Annotated in this window: 14 protein-coding genes; 10 read left to right on the plus strand and 4 right to left on the minus strand. The window is 33.9% G+C overall.

The annotated features are described in order from the left end of the window. Positions 1–297: 297 nt before the first annotated feature. Both tilS and F6K18_RS20935 read right to left on the minus strand, forming a co-directional pair. Entirely contained in the window at positions 298–1,323 is a 1,026-nt protein-coding gene (tilS, locus tag F6K18_RS20930) for a tRNA lysidine(34) synthetase TilS (RefSeq protein ID WP_287523636.1), read from the minus strand. Between the two features lie 201 nt (positions 1,324–1,524). Further along, the gene (locus F6K18_RS20935; protein ID WP_287523639.1) at positions 1,525–2,070 is read right to left on the minus strand and encodes an NADPH-dependent FMN reductase; all 546 of its coding nucleotides are present in this window, start codon (positions 2,068–2,070) and stop codon (positions 1,525–1,527) included. Between the two features lie 617 nt (positions 2,071–2,687). On the opposite strand from F6K18_RS20935, the gene F6K18_RS20940 reads away from it, so the two are divergent. Further along, a complete protein-coding gene (locus F6K18_RS20940) occupies positions 2,688–3,254 on the plus strand; it encodes a helix-turn-helix domain-containing protein (protein WP_287523642.1) in 567 nt (188 codons plus the stop codon). Positions 3,255–4,020: 766 nt separating this feature from the next. Here F6K18_RS20940 and ruvB read toward each other — a convergent pair. Next, positions 4,021–5,175, minus strand: a complete 1,155-nt coding sequence (gene ruvB / locus F6K18_RS20945) for a Holliday junction branch migration DNA helicase RuvB (RefSeq protein ID WP_287523645.1) — start codon at positions 5,173–5,175, stop codon at positions 4,021–4,023. A gap of 73 nt (positions 5,176–5,248) precedes the next feature. On the opposite strand from ruvB, the gene F6K18_RS20950 reads away from it, so the two are divergent. The 4 genes from F6K18_RS20950 to F6K18_RS20965 all read left to right on the plus strand — a co-directional run bounded on the left by F6K18_RS20950 (position 5,249) and on the right by F6K18_RS20965 (position 13,298). Further along, on the plus strand, positions 5,249–5,785 hold the full coding sequence (locus F6K18_RS20950) for a hypothetical protein (RefSeq protein ID WP_287523647.1): 537 nt from the start codon (positions 5,249–5,251) through the stop codon (positions 5,783–5,785). An 805-nt stretch (positions 5,786–6,590) separates the two neighbouring features. Beyond that, positions 6,591–7,442 (plus strand): ABC transporter permease, encoded by an 852-nt coding sequence (locus tag F6K18_RS20955; protein ID WP_287523649.1) that lies wholly within the window; start codon positions 6,591–6,593, stop codon positions 7,440–7,442. 541 nt (positions 7,443–7,983) lie between these two features. Continuing rightward, positions 7,984–9,363 (plus strand): ABC transporter ATP-binding protein, encoded by a 1,380-nt coding sequence (locus tag F6K18_RS20960; RefSeq protein WP_287523651.1) that lies wholly within the window; start codon positions 7,984–7,986, stop codon positions 9,361–9,363. Between the two features lie 1,463 nt (positions 9,364–10,826). After that, complete coding sequence (locus F6K18_RS20965) at positions 10,827–13,298, plus strand: methyltransferase (protein ID WP_287523652.1); 2,472 nt, start codon at positions 10,827–10,829, stop codon at positions 13,296–13,298. 565 nt (positions 13,299–13,863) lie between these two features. Here the strand turns inward: F6K18_RS20965 and F6K18_RS20970 are convergent. Then, positions 13,864–14,067, minus strand: coding sequence for a hypothetical protein (locus F6K18_RS20970; protein ID WP_287523654.1), 204 nt, complete (start codon positions 14,065–14,067; stop codon positions 13,864–13,866). On the opposite strand from F6K18_RS20970, the gene F6K18_RS20975 reads away from it, so the two are divergent. The 5 genes from F6K18_RS20975 to F6K18_RS20990 form a co-directional block, all read left to right on the plus strand. Further along, positions 14,058–20,663 (plus strand): glycosyltransferase, encoded by a 6,606-nt coding sequence (locus F6K18_RS20975; protein ID WP_287523656.1) that lies wholly within the window; start codon positions 14,058–14,060, stop codon positions 20,661–20,663. The two genes, F6K18_RS20970 and F6K18_RS20975, sit on opposite strands and share 10 nt — an antisense overlap. 207 nt (positions 20,664–20,870) lie before the next feature. Beyond that, the gene (locus F6K18_RS36760) at positions 20,871–21,101 is read left to right on the plus strand and encodes a PD-(D/E)XK nuclease family transposase (RefSeq protein ID WP_353735132.1); all 231 of its coding nucleotides are present in this window, start codon (positions 20,871–20,873) and stop codon (positions 21,099–21,101) included. After that, complete coding sequence (locus F6K18_RS36765) at positions 21,102–21,299, plus strand: hypothetical protein (RefSeq protein WP_353735133.1); 198 nt, start codon at positions 21,102–21,104, stop codon at positions 21,297–21,299. It begins immediately after the preceding gene. 696 nt (positions 21,300–21,995) lie between these two features. Beyond that, entirely contained in the window at positions 21,996–23,123 is a 1,128-nt protein-coding gene (locus F6K18_RS20985; RefSeq protein WP_287523658.1) for a class I SAM-dependent methyltransferase, read from the plus strand. Positions 23,124–23,708: 585 nt separating this feature from the next. Continuing rightward, the coding region (locus F6K18_RS20990) for a sulfotransferase domain-containing protein (protein ID WP_353735134.1) at positions 23,709–25,689 on the plus strand (1,981 nt) is incomplete at its 3' end.

Below are 25,689 nucleotides of genomic sequence, written 5' to 3' on the forward strand. Positions count from 1 at the left end.
TCCCATCGACGACGAGCCAAGAGTCTGTTTCGTCTAGGCTTTGATTATCTGCGCTCTATTTTCACTAATCTTGACCACAAATTTGACGCTTTTCTCGACTCACTCCACTTTTTGTCCTGTACTTAGAGTTACATCTTAAATTTGTGATTTATTCCTACAATAAAAAAATCAATATTCCATAAAATCTAAAAATTCAACCTTTTTGATGATGTTTTTCTTTCCCTATTCCCTGTTCCCTATTCCCTAAAATCTAAAAATTTAACCTTTTTGATGATGTTTTTCTTTCCCTATTCCCTATTAGATTAATAAAATCCAAGGGTGTCGAACTTTGGCGATCGCTCCACCTGGAAATGGGTCTGTTTGAGAACGGTTAGGAGCATCAATTAGATTTGTTAGTTTTTCAATATGACTAAAATTAGGATAAGTAGGTAAAACTTTTTGTAAAATACGTCTTATTACTCTTCTTTGTAATGCTAGAGGAGCTTCGCGTAATACTAAACGGTTAATATATTTGACCTGTTGAGACTCAAACTCAGAAATATTCAGATTATCTATATCTATCTTTGTCACTTTCTCCAGTAGCTTTTCTGTCTCATTTTCAAGATAATCTACTTCTGCGCTTAGTATTTCTGCAGTTTGTGCCAGTGCTAGTTCAGCTTGAGGATTAAACTGGCGTAGCATAGGAAATAATTCGAGGCGGATACGGTTACGAGCATAACGTAAATCTTGGTTTGTAGAATCTTCCCAAATACCAATTTTTTGCTTTTGACAAAAGTCGCCTGTTTGACTACGAGTAATTTCTAATAAGGGGCGTATCAGTAATATAGAAGAATTTTCTGTCAGAGGACGTTGCCAAGTTAAAGCTTGTAGTCCATCAGTACCACTACCACGAATTAAATTATATAGAAGAGTTTCTGCGCGATCGCTTGCTGTATGGCCAGTTACGATGTATGGACAATTGGACTCTAAAGCAATTTTACTTAAGGTTTGATAACGCCATTTTCTAGCTTCTGCTTCACTTTGATAAAGTCTATCCGCTACTGCCAAAAAGAATGGCAATTGCCAATTTGTTGCTAAATTTTTCACATAATTAGCATTAGCTTCTGAGTCTGGTCGCCATCTGTGGTCACAATGAGCTATTGCTAAATACCAACCCCATTTTGATTGTAAATCTAACAGTAATTTAGTGAGGCTTATGGAATCTTGACCACCAGATACTGCAATTAATATTCTTTGGTTTTCTGGTAATAATTTTCGTTGACGTAATGTTTTATGTAGTTGGTCATGTAGTGGTGTCCAATTTTTATTTGGAGATTGATTCACTGGGTATATGTATGAAAGAGATAACTGGAAATTAGGAAGAAATAAGAAATTTTATTTTTAAAGAAGGTTAATCTGCAAAGATAGTTTTTTTGACAAAAGTTGTAAAGGAGGACTTTTAGTAATCAATAGTTATGCAAAATAGTAGTCAACAATTTAATTGTACTATTCAAATTATATTGAATAGATTTTTAACAAGCAAAACTAACTGCAACCTCTAATTTTACAAGTATTCTCAACTAAACTTTGAGCAAATTTATCAAAACGTTCCGATATTTTTTCATTCAATAATTTACCATCACTAGAAAAAGCATTCCAAGCTTGACCAATCGCAATTTGTTCCGGAATAACCCAAGCATGAACCCATCGCAGAATTAACCGTAAATGATTCAGCGCATTACTATTTGATTGACCTCCCAAAACACTAATTAAACCTGCGACCTTTCCATCCAAATGTTCAAAACTCATTAAATCAAGGGCATTTTTCATAACACCACTAACACTACCATGATATTCTGGCGTTGCCAAAATTAGACCATCAGCTTGCTTAACTATTTCTCGGAGTAGCTGTACATCTGGATATTCTAAATAATCATCCTCACCATTACAAAAAGGTAGATTGAGCGATCGTAAATCCAATATATTCACCTCTACACCGAGAGCTTCTACTCTCCGAGTTGCTATTTCTAGAGCTTGCTGACTATAGGAAGCAGACCGCAAACTACCTCCAATCCCCACAATTTTTACCATGATTTTTGACTAAATTATCATAATTTCTGCTAAGTTATATTCATAGCAAATGAAATGATCGAACGTCAATCCTGGTAATGCTTAATAGATTTTATCTGCAAGACAATTTCTGTTTGCGTAGCATGACAAAAGGAAAAGTTTTTCTAGATAATAATTCCCACTAAGACTTTGAGCTGAAAAGTTTTGGGACGATCTATCTAGGCTAGTATTTTTAGAGCAAGAGGAATAATACCAAGCGTGATAAATATTTGCTACAAATAAATAGGTTATTTCTTAGGAGTCAGTGGTAGGGGCTTTCCGGGCGTTTGCCGGTACAGATAGGGTCTCCGTCGGATTGGCGACGTACAGAATAAATAGCTTTGATATTGTATTAGGTCAGAATTTATTTTTTTAGCCCAAGGGACATCTCCTGTAAAGTAGGGGAGGGTGTCAATTTGCTTTAATATATTTCTGTGACACTCACCCGTTAAATCAAACGCCGTTAATTTCTGTGGATATTTTGTGGTGTGAAATTTAAGAGTAGTCCTTTTTGAGATTACATTTAAGATAGTTAGTGCTTTTTGCATTTCCAAAATTATACTTATTATCTAACATCTAAAAACCCCAACGTTGTACTTATGAGTGTATCTTTAGTTACTACTACGGAAGCTGCTTTTTTACTCAATATTTCTACTGGTAGGTTGCGGGAGTTACTGAACCAAGATCGAGTTATTGGTGCTTATAAGCTAAAAAGACTCTGGATGATTCCTCTCAATCATCGGGGAATGCCAGAAATTAAACCCGGTCGTCGTGGTCCTCAAGGAACTTGGAACAAGAATAGGCGTACAGCCAATACCTTTATTCATGTTCTACGAGATACTATTGACTATAACCGAGACAATCAAACTTCTCATCCAGCAGTTGCCGTGAAAGTGGGGGGTAAAAAGGATTATTGCCATGCTCTAAAAATTCATGGCCCTTGTCAAATAATTTATCGACCTCACGACCCTAATAAAAGTCAAGCTGGTGGCGCTCGTCTGTGGATTGAAGTAGAACCACAACATATTGTAGAGCGAGTGTATTTTTCTGATGGGGATTACGGTCCGCCTCCTGAAGTGGTTCAGCAAAGAGCAAGATTCAAGAATAAAAAATCAAAAGTCAAAAAGAAAAAGCCGAAAAAAAAAGGTAGTCAGAGAAAAAATTAAATAACTTATATAAACAGTCAGTCTGGGAAAGAAGATTTTTGAGCAGTGTCTATGTTCTGTTCTATTTTTTGCTGTCTAGTTTTAGCTATTTATATAAAAAAAGATGTAGCGATCGCCAAAATAAGTCTCAATTTTATACTTCATTTTACAGTTTCCCCTTGGAGGTTATAAATCTAGTTAAGAAGCAATCTTAAAGAAGCAAGAATCCCATACCATAACTATAATTATTGAAATTGGGAACATCAAAGAAGTCAACTTTTTGCATCTAAGAATATATTTAAAGCAAAAAGCCTCACCTACTGGTAGAGGTAGATGAGGTAGGCATCTAATAACGTTAGTTAGTTCTTCTTATTCTTCTTCGTCTTAATCTTCTCTCAACTAATACTTTTAGTGAGAAAATTTTTGGATTATGTATCTAAAACTAGCATTGTCATAGCAAGAGGAATAACTCGTTTAACTCCTTCCTTTACTACTTGAGTTACTACTGTTTCACTGCCTTTACTTAGTAGAGATTGACTGCCAAGTAGTTCTGAGAATCCAGATAGAATACACCACTAATAACTCTATCTTTAAATTATACAAAAACAACTCTCTATGAATTAGAACTTAACAAGCTTTTCACAGATATTTCACTTAATTTTAGTATATTAACATTTATTTTGCAGTTATTTTATAGATTCACTATAACCTCTGCAAGAATTAGCTTTCCCAGTAAAAATTAATAGTAAAGCTAGATGATGAACATATCTATAAAATGTCTATTTCTTCACAACTTCAAACTCAATTGCTCATCCGGCGGAGTAAAACCCAAATGTCTCCAAGCTGCAGAAGTCACAACCCGACCACGAGGAGTGCGCTGCATAAACCCAATCTGCATCAAATATGGCTCATAAACCTCCTCAATAGTTTGAGCATCCTCCCCTGTCGCTGCTGCCATTGTTTCTAAACCAGCGGGCCCACCATTATAATTTTCAATCATCGTCCTCAATAAATTACGGTCTGTCCAATCTAAACCTAGAGGGTCAACATTAAACAACTCTAACGCTTCACTTGCAACCTCAGCATTTACAGGAGTCAACTTTTTCACTTCCGAATAATCTCTCACCCGTCGAAGTAAACGATTAGCAATTCGAGGCGTACCCCGGGAACGACGGGCAACCTCCTCAGCACCATCCTCTGTAATAGCTGTATTTAAAAGTTTTGCTGCTCGGAGAATAATTAGACTCAGTTCATCAACCTCATAAAAACGTAACCTCTGGATAATTCCGAAGCGATCGCGCAGAGGGGAAGTTAGAGACCCAACCCTAGTAGTTGCTCCGACTAGAGTAAAAGGTTTGAGAGGAATACTCCGAGTCTTAGCAGTTTTACCTTGACCCACTGTAATATCCAGTCGAAAATCTTCCATCGCCGGATATAGAATTTCTTCTGTCATTTTGGAAAGGCGATGAATTTCATCTATAAACAGAACATCCCCTTTTTGTAAACCTACTAGCAACCCTACTATATCTCTCGGTTTTTCAATGGCAGGAGCAGTAGTAATTTTACAGTTAACTTCCATTTCTGCTGCCAATATTAGAGACATGGTAGTTTTCCCCAACCCTGGCGGGCCATAAAGTAGCAGATGGTCTAAAGGTTCTTTTCTAGATTTGGCAGCCGAAATTGCAATATTTAATACTTCTTTGAGGTCTTTTTGTCCGATATATTCCGCTAACTTTTGGGGTCTGATTTTTTCTTCGTTTTTACTATTATTTTTGTCTTCAGCAGTTGCCTCTGCTTCTAACAAAGCTTCTATTTCGTCTGTTTCAGTTTTGGATTTTGATTTTTTAGTTTTATATGAACTTTTACTTTCTGAGGCTAAGAAAATGTTTTCATCTGGCCTTTCTGGTTGTGGAGATTGTTTTTTGGAAGATATTATGGCCATAACTAGGAAATGAGAGCTAAGTTATTTATTGATTATCATACTAGAAAGTATATTTAAGAAAATGTCCCAAGCTATGAAATCAACATCATTGTCCGTAAAAGAAAATATAACATTTGAAGAAGCGATCGCTTTAACTCAAGAAATAATGTTCGCGATGGAAAAAGGCCAGCTATCGACAGCCGAAATAGAATTATTAATTGGAGATTTAGTCAAGAGTAAAAATGGTGCTAGAGGATTCTTCGTTGCATATCTTACAGACTCTAGAACTTTAGCGGATAGTCCCTCACCATCAATATTTAGAGCGCTGGAATCATCTCCAGAAACAGTGACAGAATTATTAGTCAAAAATTTGGCCATGTGTTCGGCAATGGTGGTCCATCATCAAAGAAATCAAGACCAGGAGACAGCTTCCCAATCAGAAACAGTGCGATCGCGAACCACAAGACTAATTAAAGGCGTGGATATTCCCAGCTTAAAAGGTGAGATTGAGGAGTTATATCAAAGTACAACTACTGGAGTGGGAAATTACAAGCAGTTTCTAGAACGTTGGGGCTACGATGATGAACAGTTAAAGGTCATTCAGCAAGCAATTGAACCATTACTTTCTTAGTTTTTTATTAACTCAAATGTATAAATTTACCACATATATCTTGTAATAACTTTAACTTGTAGAGAGTATTCTGAGCAATACCCTGATATAATCTCAAAAACTGTAGCCGTCTACTAGCAAAAAGTAATTAAACTGCTGATTGTTTAGTAGATGGAAACATTGACATCCGATACGATTTTGCTAACAAATGTTAACAATGCACAGCAAGATCGCCTGCTGAGGGGGCATCTCCCAAAATCTACAAGAAAACCTGTAGACGCTTTTTAAACACTTACATCGTCTTGGTGATCGACGTTCGCAGAAGTTTTAATTACTTGACCATGCTAGGGGTAACTGATCAGGATAGCGGTTACATAGTGGCCTGGTGCGTGCACCACAAACTAATCTGTCTCCACTCTGTCTCCACATGATTATAGCACAATCTATGCAACTATATCGGTATAACTATATAACGCGTATATGAATTTATGTGAATAAATATTAGCAAATCAACAATAGTTAATCAACCTCCCGCGACAAGAACAAAAATTCTTGTGGGTGCTTACTTGTGCCTTGAGGGAGCGAACTGCTCATTGACCTGAAAGCTTCCCAAGTTCAGCTCTCAACTGAAGGAGTTTCGACCTAATCTTCTTTTCTAGAATATTTATGAGACAAGGCGGGTGTTCAAACCAACATCATTATAAGATGGAAAGTCACCCGCTTATGGGCGAGGCTTTAAACCCAATTTTCTGGTAAATTATATACACTTAATTGGGCAATTTTGCTTGAGTGTGGTGTAGAGAAGAAAACGGAAAATTATAGGTCTATGAAAGGAATTGTCCGCAAAACTAGCAGGGTTAGTAGGTGGCTAACTGTGGTAAATACATATTGGTTGGTAAATCTAAACCTACTATTAACATTAGTACGAAGAGATTTGGAAGCTAGATATAAAGGCTCAATTCTGGGTAATTTATGGCCACTACTTAATCAACTATCCCAACTTTTAATTTATACTTATGTATTCTCAATTATTCTTAAAGTCAAGCTTAACCTAGAAGGGCTACCTGAAGATAGTAAGGTGACATTTGGATTATGGTTATTTGCTGGGTTAATTCCTTGGCTAGCTTTTACTAATGGATTAACTCAAGCTTCTGGATCTGTGATTGGACAGCCCAATTTAGTCAAAAAAGTAGTATTTCCCCTTAGTTTATTACCCTTAGTTCCAGTTTTTTCAACTTTTATAGAAAGTACATTTGGATTAATAGTTTTAACAGGAATGGTATGTATATCATCTGGGGTACTGCATCAAACATTATGGCTATTACCAATAGTATTTTTACCGCAGCTTTTATTAACGGCTGGTTTAGGTTATTTTACCGCAGGATTAACAGTATTTTTACGGGATATTCCTCAGACTTTAGGAGTAATTTTAAATCTTTGGTTTTACGTTACACCAATAGTATATCCGGCATCTGTAATTCCTGAAAATTGGCGAATATGGGTATTTTGGTGTAATCCTTTAACAGCGATCGCTGAAGTATATCGAGACCTGGTTTTAGTAGGAGAAATTAAACACTGGGGAGAGTTAGGAATTGCTGCTTTGATGTCTATATTAATATTTTATTTTGGCTTGTGGGTGTACATGAAATTACGTCCTGCTTTTGCAGATGTTTTATAAATAAAAATAACTTCATCTATCTATGTCTTGAGCAGGGGAGTAGGGGAATCAGGGAGTGGGGGAGAATTCATTAATGGATAATGGATAATTACCTCTCCCTAAAAGGAAGAGGATTGACTAAAAGGAAAAAATTTATTTTTTTCCCCTTTAAAGGGGAAGCTTTAAACCTGAATTATTTAATTATTTAATTATTAATTATTCGGTAAAAATAATAATAATTAATGCTTTTCTAGGGTGCTAATTATCAAAAAAGTTATTAAGTTAGTGTCAATTACTTAATAATTGAAGTGTTATCTAAGTTTAGCATTAATGCATGGTAATTGGTGTTAGATAATTTTGAAAAAAGAATGTACCAATAATAAGTAGGATTAAAATATTTTACAGGAGATGTTCTTTTGACAAAAAAGAGAATTTATGACTAAAAACTGGTATTGAAGCCATTAATTATGACTCCTAACTCCTGACTCCTGACTCCTAAGAAATACCTTAGGTATTTGTAGCAAACATTTATCAATAAAGATTAATATTTCCCAGAAAATTCATGGCTGAAACTGTAATTTCACTGCAAAATGTTTCTAAATGCTTTAAACGATATGCGCATCCGGTAGACCGTTTAAAAGAAATTCTATTCCCAGGGAAAAGTCGTGCTGATGAATTTTGGGCAGTGCAAAATATAAGTATAGAAATAGAAAGAGGGCATACTTTAGGAATTGTGGGGCGGAATGGTTCGGGAAAAAGTACTCTTCTACAAATAATTGTTGGTACTCTTACACCAACAACTGGAACGGTAAAAGTTCAAGGTAGAGTTTCTGCACTTTTGGAACTTGGGAGTGGATTTAATCCAGAGTTTACAGGTAGACAAAATGTTTTTTTTAATGGTCAATTATTAGGATTAAAGCCATCAGAAATAGAGGAAAAATTTGATAAAATTGCTGGTTTTGCTGACATTGGAGATTTTATTGACGAGCCTGTAAAAACTTATTCTAGTGGAATGTTTATTAGGTTGGGATTTGCTGTGGCGACAAGTGTCGATCCAGATATTTTGGTAGTTGATGAAGCACTTTCGGTGGGAGATGAAGCATTTCAGAGAAAGTGTTTTGCTCGTATTCAAGACATTCAAGAAAGGGGAGGAACAATTTTATTTGTATCTCATGCGGCTTCAACAGTTGTACAACTTTGTGATTCAGCAATTTTGATGGATCATGGTGAAATGTTACTTTATCATGCTCCTAAATATGTGGTATCTAAATATCAGAAATTAATTTATGCTTTTCCTGATAAAATTCCATCAATTAGGGAAGAAATTCGTCAGATTCCTAATTTAATAGTTAAGGATTTCTTGGATGATGAAGAAACAGATGAACAATCATCTAAACCCCAACAAAGTAGTGAAAATAAGATTGCAAAATCAACAGAATATGAAGAAATTTATGACCCGGAAATGATACCTTCAAATACGATACATTATCCTAATAAAGGGTCGGAAATTATTGATCCTCATATTATTACTTTGGATGGTAGGAGAGTAAATCATTTAATTAATCGTCGAGAATATTACTATACTTATACAGTAAAATTTATTAATTCTACATCTAAAGTTAGGTTTGGAATGTTGATTAAAACTCTGAGTGGATTTGACTTAGGTGGAGCATCATTACACGGTTATACTAAATCAGTAGAATATGTAGAAGCACAGCAGAAAGTTATAGTGAAATTTAAGTTTAAATGTTTGCTAAATCCTGGGGTATATTTTTTAAATGCTGGAGTTGTTGGTATGGCAGATGACCATCTAACTTATTTATCCCGTTGCATTGATATTGCTATGTTTAGAGTGCAGCATTGTAGTGATTCATGTGGTACGGGAGTAGTTGACTTTTTAATAGAACCTAGTTTAAAGATTAGAAATATGACATTTATATAGCAATTACCATGCTGGTAAGGTACAAAATTCGTTTGTTTTAGGCAACAGGCAACAGGTAACAGGCAATAGTGAAGTAAAGATAAAAGTGTACCTCACGCTTACTGAGAAATCCTATATAACTGAGAAGAAAAGGAGTTATACCAAATTGATAAATTTTTGCTACAAATAGCTAGGATATTTCTTAGGAGTCAGGAGTCGTATAGGAATGGCTTCAATACCAGTTTTGAGCTAGGAAATTCTCTTTTATGTCAAAGAGACATCTCCTTTAAAGTCTTTTAATCACGCTTATTATTCGTAACATTCTTTTTTCAAAATGGTATTAGGTAGAGTTTCTATCTATAGAGCAACACAAAGGAGTTTGGAGTGAGCAGGAATACAAGTATATTAATGCTAAATAGTTGTGGGAAAAATTTTATTGTAGCTATTGAAGGAGAAAGAAATAAAATTAATTTTAAAGTAGATTTCAATAATTGATAATTGATAATTGATAATTGATAATTGATAATTGATAATTGATAATTGATAATTGATAATTGATAATTGATAATTGATAATTGATAATTGATAATTGATAATTGATAATTGATAATTGATAATTACCTCTCCCTAAAAGGAAAAGGATTGAATAAAAGGAAAATTTTTTCTCTCTTGGTCGATTGGATATGGCGAGGAGACCTGTTCTTGCAGACCCGCTCCGAAGATCGCCATCCCACCCTACGGGAAGCTGCGCTAACGACCGCTTGTTTCTCCTTTAAAGGAGAGGCTTTAAACCTTAATTATTCGGTAAATACTTTTAATTACAGCCATAAATTATAGCAGTTTCCATTAACATAAAAAGCAGAGATTTTGGCTTAAAGGTAGAAGGCAGAAGTTTTGTAGTCTACCTTTGTGAAAACTGCTATTAAGTTAAATAAAAAATACTCTTCTTATGCTTATGTATAGCAGAAGGAAGGATAAAGAAGGAAAAGTATTACTTTGTCTGAGTTTTAGACTTTTGAACTGTGTTAATCTTTCCTTCGACTGCTATAAAATTAATACAGTACAATATGGTTAAGTTAAGAATTTTTTGGGCAAATATGTGATGTACAAAAGTTGATTTTTACACTTTCTATCAGATAAACTTTTGTCTGCTCTGAAGTATATTGAATTACAGTCAAATTATCTTTTGTATGGCAGGTTTAATACCCTACAGTCATTTCAGTTATCAGTTAATAGTACCTCCTACTGTTTGCGCAGCATTCCGTAGGAAAGCAGAAGGCTTAAAATACTGAATTTTCTTTTTTTGTCCTCTTTACAAGGGAAAGCTTGAAATCTAATTTTCTACTCAAAGGGAGTGCTTAAAATTGTTTGGGGTTATAAGACACGAAGTGGCGTGTAGAAGATTATCCTCATGCAATTTTTCCTTAAGCATAACTTCCTTCTTTATTTGTACTTCTCCTAAAACCTAACACCTATTTAAAAATATGAATCCTGAAAAAAATGAAATAGATAATAAGCTAATTATAGATGCATTTATTCAAGATCAAACGAGAAAACCTGAAGAAATAAAGGTAAATATTCATCCACAAGATGAAATGTATCTCTATGCTTTTAAAAATACTGAAGGGAAGATTGATGAAGCACTACTACGATATTTTTCTAATGGCAAAAGAATATTAGATGCAGTTAAACAAATTGTAGGATGGCATTTTGATGGCTTTGAAAATATCTCTTCTTTTCTAGATTTTGCCAGTGGTTATGGGCGTTTTAGTAGATTTTTAGTTCAGGAAATACCAGTTCATAACATTTGGATTTCTGATATTTATCCTCAAGCAGTAGAGTTTCAAAAAAAATTATTTGGAGTAGAGGGGATAGTGTCAACTAATCATCCTGAAGATTATCAACTCAATCAAATATTTGACTGCATTTTTGCCTGTTCATTTTTTAGTCATACTCCCCAAAAAACTTTTAGTGGGTGGTTAGAAAAGTTATATAGTTTATTGACAGAAAACGGCATATTAATTTTCAGTACCCATGACTTATCTTTAATGACTATAGAAGCAGAAACAGATGCAGAAGAAATTTACTTTACTCCAGAAAGTGAAAGTCTTTTTCTCAATACTGAAGATTATGGAGTTACTTATGTAGGAGAAAAATGGGTAGGTAAAATTATTCACCAAGCAACTCAGGGAAAGGCAAAATGGCATCGGATTAAAAAAGGTCTTTGTGGATACCATGACTTATATATTGTTTGGAACTCAGGAGTCAGGAGACAGGAGACAGGAGACAGGAGGGAGGAATTAGGAGTTAGGAGTCAGAAGGAAGAAGTCTTGATAAATTCAGAAGTTAGAAGTCAAAGTCAGAACAAAGAAGTTGGAACTCAGAAGTCAGAAATTGGAACTCAGAGGTTAGAAGTTGTAGAACAAATAGATGAATTATTAAACTTTCATTGTCATCCAGATGGAGGTTGTCAACAAATTAAAATGACAACTACAGGAGATATTTATTTAGAGGGATGGGCAGCAGATATTAATTCAGAAGAAAAAGTGGAAAAAATATCAGTTTTAATTAATGGAAAGGAAGTAGAAAGTTGTTCCCCAAAGTATGAAAGTCAAACTCAGAAATATCAATGGTCATTTACTATTAATAGTCAAGATTTATCAGCAAATGACATTATACTTGTGAAAATTATTAATAATTTCCATTTAGAGCGAGTCGTTAATATTTTTCCAGTTAATTCCATTGTCTTATTACCACCAAACCATCTGTTACTTAGAATTAGTGGAAATTCCAGTGTTAAAGCCTTTCTTAGTTCATTTGATGACCTCAAATATACAGTAAAAAATTATCTTCAAAAAGCAGGATTTGATTTTCATCAATTTGAGAATATTCTAGATTTTGGCTGTGGAGTAGGGCGTTATTTAATGGCATTTAAACCAGAACTTTTGCCTAATCAAAAACTATTTGGTTGTGACGTTTTTCCTGAATGTGCTGAATGGTGTGAAGAAAATATCAAATTTGCCACAGTTAAACATAACAATATTCAACCTCCATTACCTTTTGAAAATAATCAATTTGACCTAGTTAATGCTGTCTCAGTATTCACTCACCTACGTTTAGATTTACAACATCTTTGGGCGTGGGATATTTATCGAGTATTACGCCCTGGTGGGATATTATTTATGACACTTCACGGACCTCAATTTTTTCCGATAATTTATGATATTTTTCGCACTGGAAATACTCATCAAGCTGAAATGTATAGTCTTGGAGAAGAGGGATTATTTTTGTATCTAGACCATCAAGGAGAAACAGACGGTCAAGGTCAACATACTGTTGCAGCAGTACATACAACAGCAGCTTATCAGGAAATATTTTCTATGTTCAAACATATTAAAAGGTTTCCTCAAAGTACTATGGCAAATGGGCAAGATTTATATATTTTACAAAAGCCAATTTCTGGTGGTTTAGTTGCTCAACCTCTAAGTAGGAAGGAAGAAGTTTTTCAGAAGTCAGAAATTGGAAATGGGAAAGAGGAAAAAATAAAGAATGAACAAAAAGTTGACCAACTACCTTTATTTAAAGGTGGAGAAACTTGGAAATTTGTTGAAAAAATTTTACCGGGTAGTCATAAGTGTCAGACTGAAATTAAATTTCAAATTGAAGGTCAAAAAAGATTTCGAGTTTATCCACAAATAGAACCTATTGCTGCTTATTCAATAGAATGTGAAATTGAGATTATTAAAAGTGAGGATGGAAAAATATTAGTACAAAAAACTATTCTTTTTAATCACAATCATATATTTGGCAAAACTAATTATGCGGTAGTAGAAGTAGAAATTCCTCGGTATTCTGGGGAAGTATTTGTCAGATTAACTACTGTAATTACAGACAGAATATCCCTAGCAGCAGAGCAGGAAGTAATGGTATCTTGGAATTTTGCAAATTTTGCTTAAAATCAGGAGAAAAATTAGATGAAATTATATAAGGTAGTAGAAGTAGAAATTTATCAGTATTCTGGGGAAGTAGTTGTCAAATTAATAGTATCTTGAAATATTGCCAATTTTGCCTAATATCAGGAGAAAAATTCAATGAAATTATATGCAGTAATAGAAGTAGAAGTTCCTCAGTATTCTGGAGAAGTAGTTGTCAAGTTAAATGCTGTAATTACAGACAGAATATCTCTAGTACAAGATGGCGTAAATAACTGACCAGTTACAAGATTCTCAAACAATTACAAATCAAAAATGATTGACTTTTAAATGTATGACTTTTAACTTCCGTGTAGTGGCACTAGCACTAGCAGCAGAGCAGGAAGTAATGGTATCTTGAAGTATTGCCAATTTTGCTTAATATAAAGAGAAAAATTCAATGAAATTATATGCAGTAATAGAAGCAGAAGTTCCTCAGTATTCTGGAGAAGTAGTTGTCAAGTTAAATGCTGTAATTACAGACAGAATATCTCTAGTACAAGATGGCGTAAATAACTGACCAGTTACAAGATTCTCAAACAATTACAAATCAAAAATGATTGACTTTTAAATGTATGACTTTTAACTTCCGCTTTCTTTCGGTAGGAAATGCAGAAGTAAACATAACTTTTAATTCTCTTTGGAGACTAATTCGGACTTCGGTGCGATAATAACTCATAGCTGATAGCTGATAGCTGATAGCTGTTTGCTTACAACTTTGCTTAATATCAGGATAAAAATTAGATGAAATCAACAGTTTTTATTATTACAGGAATGCACCGTTCGGGAACCTCATTAACAGCTTCTTTATTTCAGAGTGTAGGGGTAAATATTGGAGAGAAATTAGTGAGGCCGGAATATGGAAATATTAGGGGGCATTTTGAAGATATCGAATTTGTGGAACTGCAAAAAGGAATATTAGGTTCCCAAGGTTTGGATGATTTAGGAAGTAATGTTGAAATTATAGAAATTCCCGTCAATAAACAATATTTAAAGGCGGCTAAACGATTAATTAAAAACCGTAAAGAAGCTCAAGATAATTTAGGAAAAATCTGGGGATGGAAAGACCCAAGAACAACATTATTTTTAAACTTTTGGTTAGACTTATTACCAGATGCTAAGTTTATTTTTGTCTATCGTTCGCCGTGGGAAGTAGTAGATTCACTTTATCGACGAGCTACGGATGAAAATTTATTGGAACAGCCAGAAATAGCTGTGAAAATGTGGCTGAATTCTAATCAAAGAATCTTAGATTTTTATCAAAATTTTTCTCAGCAATGTTTAATAGCAAAGGTTGATAGTATTGGCAAAAATCCTGAAGGTTTTATTCAAGCAGTTAATGATAAGTTTGAAATAGACTTACCAACACCTCCCCTAGGAAATTTTGAAGAATCTTTGTTAGTAAAGGATATTATTAAAACCAGTAGACCTAACCTGATAGAAAAATATTTCCCAGAAACATTAGAGGTTTATCAAAAACTAGAAAAAATAGGTTTAGGTGGCGAGTCAGGAGCAGAATTAATTGCAAATATTCAGTATGATTGCCAATTCTGGGAATTTCAAGACTGGTTGAATATTCGAGGTTTAGAAAAACAAATTAATCTGTTAGAATCAGACTTGAAAAAATGGCAAGAAATTTTCCAAGAAGCACAGCATAAAGTACATAATCTAGAAAAAGAACTGGGTGAAACTCAGCAACAACTGGATAGCAGAGAAGTTACACTCCAAGAGTCTGTTAAAAAATTAGAATTACTAGAAAGAGAACTAGGTGAAACCCAAACTCAACTTGACGGTAAAGAAAGAAAATCCCAAGAACATCAAACAAAAATTTCCACATTAGAAATTAAACTAGGGCAAGCTCAGGCACAATTTGATAGTACAAAAACTAAACTAGATGAGTCTCAAAAGAAAATCATTGGATTAGAAATAGATTTAGGTCAAACTCAAGCACAACTGAATAATTCCGCAACAAGATTTCAAGAAGCTTTAGCTAAAATATTAGGTTTAGAAACAGAACTAGGTAAATCTCAAGCTCAACTTGATGGTACTCAGATAAAACTAACTGAATCTCAGAAAAAATTGTTAGGGGTAGAAACAGAGTTAGGGCAAACCCAAGTTCAACTTGAAAGAAATAAAATTAGGTTACAAGAGTCTCAGGATAAAATTCAACTTTTAGAAACAGAATTTGGTCAAACTCAACAACAACTTAACGGTAATATCGCTAAGTTACAAGAGTCTCAAAGTAAAATTCAACTGTTAGAAACGGAATTAGGAAAAACAGAAGGAATATTAAATGGTACTCAAGTAAAATTAGCTGAGTCTCAGGACAAAATTCAACTGTTAGAAACAGAATTAGGAAAAACAGAAGGAATATTAAATGGTACTCAAGTAAAATTAGCTGAGTCTCAGGACAAAATTCAACTGTTAGAAACAGAATTAGGAAAAACAGAAGGAATATTAGTCAAATCTCAGGACAAAATTCAACTGTTAGAAACAGAATTAGGCCAAACTCAAGCTGAATTAAACCTTCAACATTTAGAAGCTGAAACACTTAGGGCAGAAATGTCTGCTATGAAATCTTCTAAATTTTGGAAACTGCGAGAAAAGTGGTTTGGTCTGAAAGGAAAACTGAACAAGTTACGACAGCGGTTGCTTTTCTCCATCGACTTCCCTACTAACTGGAAAATTTCCAACTCCCAGATAGAAATAGTAGGTTGGTGTTTCCATAGCAATAGTCTTAATATCCAAAATATTCGCGCTAGAGTGGGAGACGAAATTTTTTCAAGCAACTATGGTATCTCGCGACCAGATGTTGCCCAACAATATCCAGACATTCCTGCTTCGGAAAACTCTGGTTTCCAAATATCCCTACAACTATCTCCAGGAAATTATCAATTAATTCTTGAAGCACAGGATAAAAAAGGAAAGTGGCATAAATTTGCCTCCTATCCAATATCAGTATCTACAGTCGAAGCAAATTTTGATGCACCTACAGACTGGCAACAAAGGGAGGGGGTAATTTTATTTGCCGGTTGGTGTTGCCACCCAGAGCAGAAAATCACAAAATTGGTTCTCAAATGTGGAGATATTTCTGTAGACTGCGCTTATGGTTTGCGTCGAAAAGATGTGGGAGAAGTTTTCCCTAACTTAGTCGGAAGTTCAGATAGTGGGTTTGAAGCAACCGTCGAACTTCCAGTCGGAAAATGGCAAGTTAGTTTAGAAGCACATTTAGAAAATGGGGAAATAGTCGGTTTCCCTTGCTCAGAAATTTTAAAACTAAGACGTTATAGTTTCTGGGAAAAAGCTAAGGATAAATTTGAGAAATTATCCAAATTTGCCAAAGCTATTCGGAAACGGACTGCGGAAAGAAAGCAAAGGTTAGGTCGCATCATCCCTCTACCTTCAGAATTACCAAGTATTGCCAGACAAATATTACAGATATATCGACAGCAACAATGGCAAGAAGGAGAATTATTAGCGCCTCCTGGGTTTGTCCTGCCAGAAACTATAGATGTTTATGACGCTTGGTTGGCCGTAAATAACTGGGGCGATCGCTCGCTTCACTATTTAACTTCTCGGTTAGAGAGTTGTCAGACAGTTTTGCCTAAAATTTCCGTGGTGATGCCAGTTTATAACCCACCTGTGGAATTTTTAGACAAAGCAATCACCAGTGTACTAAACCAAGTGTACCAAAATTGGGAATTTTGTATAGCGGATGATTGTAGTAGTAATCCAAATATTCAGGAATTTCTGACGGAAATAGCTGAGACGGACTCCCGGATTAAGTTAATATTCCGTTCTGAAAATGGAAATATTAGTGCTGCGACGAATTCTGCTGCTGAACTTGCTACGGGAGATTTTATTCTCTTCCTAGATAATGATGATGAACTTACTCCGGATGCTTTGGGAGAAGTAGCTTTGTATTTAAGTCAAAATCCAGAAACCGACTTTCTCTATTCCGACGACGACAAAATTAATACCGAAGGCAAAAGATTCGACCCTCAATTTAAACCAGAATATTCTCCAGAGCTACTACTTTCTTATATGTATATGGGTCATTTATGCGTAGTTAGAAAAGAAATTTTTGAGAGAGTTGGAGGTTTAAGAATTGGTTTTGAAGGTTCTCAAGATTATGATTTTGCTTTAAGAGCAACGGAAATTTCTCGCGAAGTTGGGCATTTACCTTTGGTGTTATATCATTGGCGAACTTCTCCGGGTTCTACTGCTATTTCTGGTGGGGAAAAACCGAAAAGTTTTCTAGCAGGTCAAACAGCAGTTCAAGAAAGTTTAAAACGTCGTGGTGTGAAGGGAGATATTTATCAACCAGATTGGGCAGTGGGAGAAAAGTTAGGGATTTTTAAGGCTACTTTTCCGGACGAAGGTGCTTCGGTAAGTATTATTATTCCGACTAAAAATCAAGTCAAGTTATTGAAGTCTTGTATTGAGTCCTTGAAAAAGACAACTTATCAGAATTATCAAGTATTTGTGATTGATAATGAAAGTGATGAGTCTGAAACTTTGGAATATTTGGCTAGTTTGAAGGGTTCGTTTTCTGGGTCGGCAAATATATCGGTTATTTCTATTCCTAATAGTGGGGGTAAGTTTAATTTTGCTGCAATTAATAATCGTGCCGTAGAACAAGTAGATAGTGAATATATTCTATTTTTAAATAATGACACGGAGGTTATTTCTCCTAACTGGTTAAGTCAAATGATTGGTTATGCACAATTCCCTGGTGTTGGTGCAGTAGGTGCCAAATTAATTTATCCCGATAAAAGGATTCAACACGCGGGTGTAATTCATGGTTTACATCATGGTTTAGCAGGTCATGCTTTTAAATTATTACATAGTGAAAATAGGGGTTATCTTTCTCAAGCTTCTGTGTCAAGAAATTATTCGGCAGTAACTGCTGCTTGTATGTTAACTCCCCGGCAATTATTTTTAGATTTGAATGGTTTTGATGAGTCAAATTTTGCTGTTGCTTATAATGATGCTGACTATGGTTATCGACTTTTAGAAAAGGGTTATCGTTCAGTTTATTGTCCTGATGCTGAGTTAATTCATAAGGAAGGAACAAGTCGCGGTTATTCTGATAATCCTCAGGAAGAAGCAAATTATCGTCAGAAATATTCTCAGATGGTTGATGGGTTTTATAGTCCTCATTTTTCTCTAGAAAGTGAATTATTTGAAATTCAACCAAGACGATATTTTATTCAGAATTTAGAATTTAGGAGTCAGGAGTCAGGAGTCAGGAGTCAGGAGTTAGAATGCAATAATTCTCCTAATGAATCACAAAATTTTATTCAGGAGTCAGGAGTCAGGAGTCAGGAGTCAGAATCTAATAATTCTCCTAATGAATCAGAATTAAATACTCAGATACTAGAGGTAAATTCTCCAAATAAATCACAAATAAATAATCCGGCAAAAGTTGGAAATTCTCCAAATCAAACAGAAATAAATAGTCAAGCAAAAGTTAATGAGTCTCAGTCAAAATTACAAATAAGTAATTCTGCACAAGAGGCAAATTCTCTAAATCAAACAGAAATAAATAATCCGGCAAAAGTTGGAAATTCTCCAAATCAAACAGAAATAAATAGTCAAGCAAAAGTTAATGAGTCTCAGCAAGAATCACAAATAAATAATCTGCCAAAAGTTGGAAATTCTCCAAATCAAACAGAAATAAATAATCCGGCAAAAGTTGGAAATTCTCCAAATGAACTAGAAATAAATAATCCGGCAAAAGTTGGAAATTCTCCAAATCAAACAGAAATAAATAATCCGGCAAAAGTTGGAAATTCTCCAAATCAAACAGAAATAAATAATCCAGCACAAGAGGCAAATTCTCCAAATCAACCAGAAATAAATAGTCCGACAAAAGTTGATGAGTCTCAGCAAGAATCACAAATAAATAATCCGGCAAAAGTTGGAAATTTCCCAAATCAACCACCAATAAATAATCCAGCAAAAGTTGGAAATTTCCCAAATCAACCACCAATAAATAATCCGGAAAAAGTGGATGAGTCTGAGCAAGAATCACAAATAAATAATCCGAAACTAGAGGCAAATTCTCAAAATGAACCAGAAATAAACGAACTGGTTAATTATAGTGAGCAAAACTTACTCTCTGAGAAGAAAGACATTTTTCCCAGAATTAAATTATTGATGTGTAGTAATTCCTTAGATTTGACTGGTGCGCCACTTCATCAATTAGAAATTGCCCTAAAATTGGCAGATGATGGAATAGTTGAACCAATAATTTTTTCTGTCAATGATGGAGAATTAAGAGAAATTTATCAACAGCATAATATTCAGGTAGTTGTTCTAGATAATCCACTAGAACATATTTATCAAAGAAATATTTATGATCAAGCATTAGCTAGTTTTGCCAAAGAAATAAAAGCACTAAATATTGATGTTATGTATATCAATACTTTAGAAAACTTTTTCATGGTAGATGTCGCTCAGATGTTAAATATTCCCAGTGTCTGGAATGTACATGAAAGTGAGCCTTGGCAAACTTATTTTAATCGGTTTGGCACAGAGATAGCTGCTAGAGCATTAGAATGTTTCCGCTATCCTTATCGAATAATTTTTGTGGCAGATGCTACTCGAAATAGATACTTACCTTTGAATAGTCATCACAACTTTACCGTCGTACATAATGGCTTAGATTTACAATTATTAAAATCAGCAGCTCAGAAATGGTCAAAACAATCGGCAAGGTCAACTTTAGAAGTCAAAAATGATGAAATTGTCATTCTATTATTAGGTACTGTTTGCGATAGGAAAGGTCAACACGATTTAGTAAAAGCCTTATCATTTATTCCTGAAGCAGAAAGTCAAAAAATCAAATGTTTTCTAGTAGGCGATCGCCCAAATCTTTACAGTTTAAAATTACACGAACTTTTGACTGAATTACCAGAAGAAATTCAACAGCGAGTAGAAATAGTCAAAGAAACTCCAGAAACAGCCAAATATTATCAAGCAGCAGATATATTTGTTTGTACTTCTCGGGTCGAGAGTTTCCCAAGAGTCATATTAGAAGCAATGGCTTATGATTTACCCATAGTTACTACTCCAGTTTTTGGCATAGTTGAACAAGTAAAACCAAATATTAATGGTTTATTCTATACTCCCGATAACCCAGAAGAATTAGCAAATGTTTTGACATCTTTGTTGACAGATGAAGTATTACGTCATCGACTCGCAGGTAATTCTAAATATGTATTGGAGTCATTAAATACCTTTGCAGAAATGACGGAAACTTATGGTCAAATATTTCGCGAAGCATACTTTTCTTTAGACAAATTAGCACACAGGGATTATGGCACAGATATACGGATTAATTAGTGGGTTTAATGTTACTAATAATTTCCAATTTTGTGTTACTATTGACTTTGGTTATGGAGTCATTAAACACTTTTTTAGACTCTTGTTTTCTAGAAAAATAAGGGTATTAAAGCTTAATTTTACTCCCCTACTCCCCTACTCTCCTACTCCCCTACTCCCTTACTCCCTTACTCCCCTACTCCCCTACTCCCTCAAGAGGTCAAACCAATGATTTTTATTAATCCCAAAACAGATTTTGCCTTCAAGAAAATATTTGGTTCCCAACAAAGTAAAGACATTTTAATTAGTTTCTTAAACAGCATCCTTTATGACAGTCATCCTACTATCAAAGACCTACAAATCCTCAATCCCTATCTCGTACCTAAAATTCGAGGATTAAAAGATACTTATTTAGATGTTAAAGCTAAAATTACTGGAAACAAAACTGTAATTATTTAAATGCAAGTTTTAAACTTAGAAGGATTTGAAAAGTGGATTTTATATAATGCAGCTAAAACTTATTCTACTCAGTTAAATTCAGGAGAAGATTACACTTTGCTAAATTATGTTATTGACTTAACTATTACAGATTTTGAAATGTTTTCTGGATTAGATAAAATTATTTCTCGCTTTTTGCTCAAGGAAAAAGATTATTGAATAGACTATCCTATTTATGACATTGAATTAGTCTTTGTGGAATTGCCCAAATTTACTAAATAAATCTCATAATTAACAACAATTACTGATAAATGGCTGTATTTTCTCAAAAGCGCGAATAGTTTAGATTCTGTGCCAGAAAAAATGAGGGAAGTTGCAGAAATTCATAAAGCATTTGAAGTTGCTAATCAAGCTGGTTTGACTAGAGAATAATTTGAAAATTTAGAGGCACGGGAAACTTATATCGCCGACAAAAAAAATGCTGTAAAAAGAGCCATAAAACCAGGAATTGAACAAGGAATTGAACAAGGAATTGAGCAAGGTAATCGAGAAGCTAAAATCGAAATTGCCAAACGATTACTAGAATTTTTAGATGCAAAAAGTGTTAGTAAAAATACAGGTTTAAGTTTAGAAGAAGTTCAAAACTTGAGAAACCAATGATAGAGAAAACAAAGCCTTCTAAAATTAATAATTAACAATTACCTTTCCTTGAAAATAAGAAAATTGACTAAAAGAAAAATTTTTTATTTTCTCTTGATCGATTGGATATGGGGGGGAGACCTAGCCATCTCTTGACCGCTTTTCTACTTTAAAGGAGAGCCTTTAAATCTTTATTATTTGGTAATTTTTAAGTCAAAATTTGTAGTTAAAGTATGAAAAATTGGTCTTAAAACTGGCAAATTATGAAAATAAATAATGTTTAATCTAGATTTTCCTAAAAGCACAGAAATAGATTACTTAACTAAATTTTATGGTTGGTACATTTCTGAAAATAATTTCAATGTTCAACTAAGTCTTTATCTAAATGGAAAACCTTATGCCTCCCTTTTACATGGTGGATATCGACCAGATGTAGCTGCTGCTTTTCCAGAAAAAAAATATGCTAGTCATAGTGGTTTTGGGGGAGAGCTTTTACTGCCAAAAAATATTAAACCAGAGACAGATATAAAAATAGAAATATTTGCCGATGGAAGAGAAAAAATATTATTATTTCAAAATCAATTTAAAATTATTGGAAATATCCCTAACCAACCTCAACGACAGAAAATTTTCAACCTACAAAAACTATTAATTTGCCCCCAATGTGGAAATATAGCTGCACCATGTAATAAAAAAAATTGCCCTATATGGATAAGAAGCAATACTCCTCATATTTTGCAACCAGGAGATTTACCATTTATTAAACTCACAGAAACAGAAACTACCCATCCTTACTCAGAAGGAATTTTAACAGTATTAAATAAAATTGGAGAAAATGGAATAGTTTTAGATTTTGGCGCAGGTAACACTCAAAAAGAATATCTAAAGCCAAATATTTGTTACTTAGATGTGCAGCAATATCAATATACAGATGTCGTCTGCTCAACATTAAAATTACCATTTTCAGATAACTGCTTTGATGGCATAATTAGTCATGCAGTTTTTGAACATTTACCTAATCCATTTTTTACTGCAAAAGAACTTTATCGCATCTTAAAACCAGGAGGTTTAATATTTATTGATACTGCATTTTTACAACCACTTCACGCTGACCCCAGCCATTACTTTAATATGACAATTCATGGTTTACGGCAAATTTTGTCAGACTTTGAAGAAATCAATAGTGGTATTTTTCCCCATCATTATCCATCCTATAGTATAATGATGTTGATTCAAACTATCTGGCCTTATATTCAACAACAAGAATGGCAAGAACGTTTAGAAGATTTGCACGCTTTTTTAGTACAAGAAGGTGATAATTTAGATATTGTATTAGGGGAAAAAGGGAGAGAAATTTTAGCAGCAGGAATATTTTTTGAGGGTAAAAAAACCACAGAAAGCTGAATAAAGTCTTTTTGCTGAGGTAGGAGACAGGAGACAGGAGACAGGAGACAGGAGAAATAGGTCGGGAGCGAGGAGGTAGGAGTAAGAATTGTAAGAATGATTTTTCTGCCCAACTATACGCCTAAAATACTAGCTTTTTGAGCGTTTTCAACTGAAACAGAGGCACTGCAATTCGAGCCTAAAAATACTCAAACCTTTATATATAAATACTTTTATATTTGATCGGTAAGCCCTATTTAATTATTAATTATTTGGTAATGGATAGCCTTTTAAGGGGATAAAAAAAGAGAATATTTCAGATTTCAAGCCTCCTTATTGTAGAGGTACTGATAACTGATAACTGATAACTGAAATGACCTCACGCTTCTTGGGAATTGCTATATGAGGATTTGATTGTTATTAAAATGTATAATATCAATTTTATAGCCCTACGCATTAAGGTGTTTGACATTTCTAAACCCTATTAGCGGAGCTTTTCCGCAGGAAAAACTCTTTAAAAATTCCCTATTCCCTATTCCCTATTCCCTATTCCCTATTCCCTATTCCCTGCTATATAATATTTCACAATTAAAATAAAATTTTTATATGTCAGAAAAGAGTTTCAATGATCAGCATCAGAATCAAGCCCAAAAATATTGGCAAACAAATCCAAAAGCAGCTTTAGTAAATAGTAATCAGTGGGTATCTAATTTGATTATTGAAAAAGCTATTAATAAAAGAATATCTGGTGGAAAAACAGAAAAATATTGGCTAGCTTGGTTGATAGAAGATTTTTTTGTTGGCAGAAAATTTGATAGTTTATTATCTATTGGTTGTGGCGTTGGTAATCACGAAATACTAATGGCTAAGTTAGGTTTAGTTAAGAATATTGATGCTTTTGATTTTTCTGAATCGGCATTAGAAATTGCTACAAGAGATGCAGAAAAAGCCGGAGTTAAGATTAATTTTTACCAAGATAATTTTAATACTTTTACTCTTAACAAAAAATATGACCTAATAACTTGCTTTGGTTCTTTGCATCATGTGAAAGAATTAGAACACTGTTTATCCACAATCAAAAATAGCTTAAAGCCTCAAGGTTATGTAATCTTAAATGAGTATATTGGTGATTGTTTCAATATTTATGAACAACAACAATTAGATATTATTAATCGTATATATAATTGCTTTGATGATAGTCTAAAATCTGTCAAAGTCTCAAAATATAAAAGCCCAAGTATTGAAGAAGTATTTACACGAGACCCATCTGAAGCAGTACGTTCAAAATTGATATTGGCATTCATCAAATACTACTTTCATATAGAAGTTTTGAATCACTATGGCGGTGGATTAATTCACGAACTATATCAACTACTAGATAGTAATCAATTTGTTACTGAAGACCCCAAAGGAGAAACAATAATCAGATTATTGCTGGAATTTGAGAAAATTTTAATGGAAATTCCAGGAGGTTTAAAAAGTGATTTTTGCTTATGTATTCTCCGACATAAAAAATTAAAAGAACAATCCAAAAAACCTGATTTTTTGATAATTGGAGCGCAGCAATGTGGTGTTAATTACTTACATAAGTATCTTTTTAAACATCCTAAAGTAGCAGCACCTAAACAACCATCATTACATTTTTTCGATCTAAATTTTTATCAAGGAATAAACTGGTATCAAAATCAATTTGTAGTGGGAGAAGAAAGTGATTTAATTACAGGAGAATCAAGCTCTTACTATTTATTTCATCCTCTTGTTCCCCAAAGAGTTTACAACTTATATCCTAATATAAAGTTAATTGTCATACTAAGAAATCCTATAGATAGAGCAATCAATCACTACTACCATGAAGTGAAATTAGGTTATGAATCTTTAAGTTTATCAGAAGCGATCGCGGCAGAATCTAACCGTTTAGAAGGAGAAGTTGAGAAAATTATAGAAACAGAAACATATTACAGTTTTAACCACCAACATTACACATATTTATCTCGCGGTAAATACGTCGAGCAACTGCAAAATTGGATGAAATTTTTCCCAAAAGAACAATTTTTAATTCTGCAAAGTGAAGATTTGTTTAATCATCCTCAAGAAACTATGAACAAAGTATTTAAGTTTCTCGATTTGAAGCCAGAATTAATAGATGATTATATCGATCATAATCAAGAAAAAAAACCTGACATTAACTCTGAAACATACCAACAATTAACAGAATACTTTCAACCCTATAACCAAAAACTCAAGGAATATATTGGTATCAAATTCCACAAAAAAATCGACTATCCAACCAACTATCAAAAGCCACATTTTCTGATAATTGGAGCGCAGAAATGTGGTACTAATTCCTTGTATAACTATTTAGTACAACACCCTTTAGTTGCAGCATCCTTACAACATGAAATTCATTACTTTGACTTAAATTTTGATCGGGATTTAAAATGGTATCAATCGCAATTTCCAGAATTAGAACCAGGAATAATTACAGGAGAATCAAGCCCTTACTATTTATTTCATCCTCTCGTACCCCAACGAATTTTTGATATATATCCTCAGATAAAATTAATTATATTGTTGAGAAACCCAGCAG

The organism is Okeania sp. SIO2C2, from assembly GCF_010692625.1.
Lineage (GTDB): Bacteria > Cyanobacteriota > Cyanobacteriia > Cyanobacteriales > Microcoleaceae > Okeania > Okeania hirsuta.

Excerpts from the sequence above, each read along its gene's own strand:
- F6K18_RS20950 (WP_287523647.1), top strand. The coding sequence starts at position 5,249 with ATGAAATCAACATCATTGTCCGTAAAAGAAAATATAACATTTGAAGAA.
- F6K18_RS20965 (WP_287523652.1), top strand. The coding sequence starts at position 10,827 with ATGAATCCTGAAAAAAATGAAATAGATAATAAGCTAATTATAGATGCA.
- F6K18_RS36760 (WP_353735132.1), top strand. The coding sequence starts at position 20,871 with ATGATTTTTATTAATCCCAAAACAGATTTTGCCTTCAAGAAAATATTT.
- F6K18_RS20985 (WP_287523658.1), top strand. The coding sequence starts at position 21,996 with ATGTTTAATCTAGATTTTCCTAAAAGCACAGAAATAGATTACTTAACT.
- F6K18_RS20955 (WP_287523649.1), top strand. The coding sequence starts at position 6,591 with ATGAAAGGAATTGTCCGCAAAACTAGCAGGGTTAGTAGGTGGCTAACT.
- F6K18_RS36765 (WP_353735133.1), top strand. The coding sequence starts at position 21,102 with ATGCAAGTTTTAAACTTAGAAGGATTTGAAAAGTGGATTTTATATAAT.
- F6K18_RS20975 (WP_287523656.1), top strand. The coding sequence starts at position 14,058 with ATGAAATCAACAGTTTTTATTATTACAGGAATGCACCGTTCGGGAACC.
- ruvB (WP_287523645.1), bottom strand. The coding sequence starts at position 5,175 with ATGGCCATAATATCTTCCAAAAAACAATCTCCACAACCAGAAAGGCCA.
- F6K18_RS20960 (WP_287523651.1), top strand. The coding sequence starts at position 7,984 with ATGGCTGAAACTGTAATTTCACTGCAAAATGTTTCTAAATGCTTTAAA.
- F6K18_RS20940 (WP_287523642.1), top strand. The coding sequence starts at position 2,688 with ATGAGTGTATCTTTAGTTACTACTACGGAAGCTGCTTTTTTACTCAAT.
- F6K18_RS20935 (WP_287523639.1), bottom strand. The coding sequence starts at position 2,070 with ATGGTAAAAATTGTGGGGATTGGAGGTAGTTTGCGGTCTGCTTCCTAT.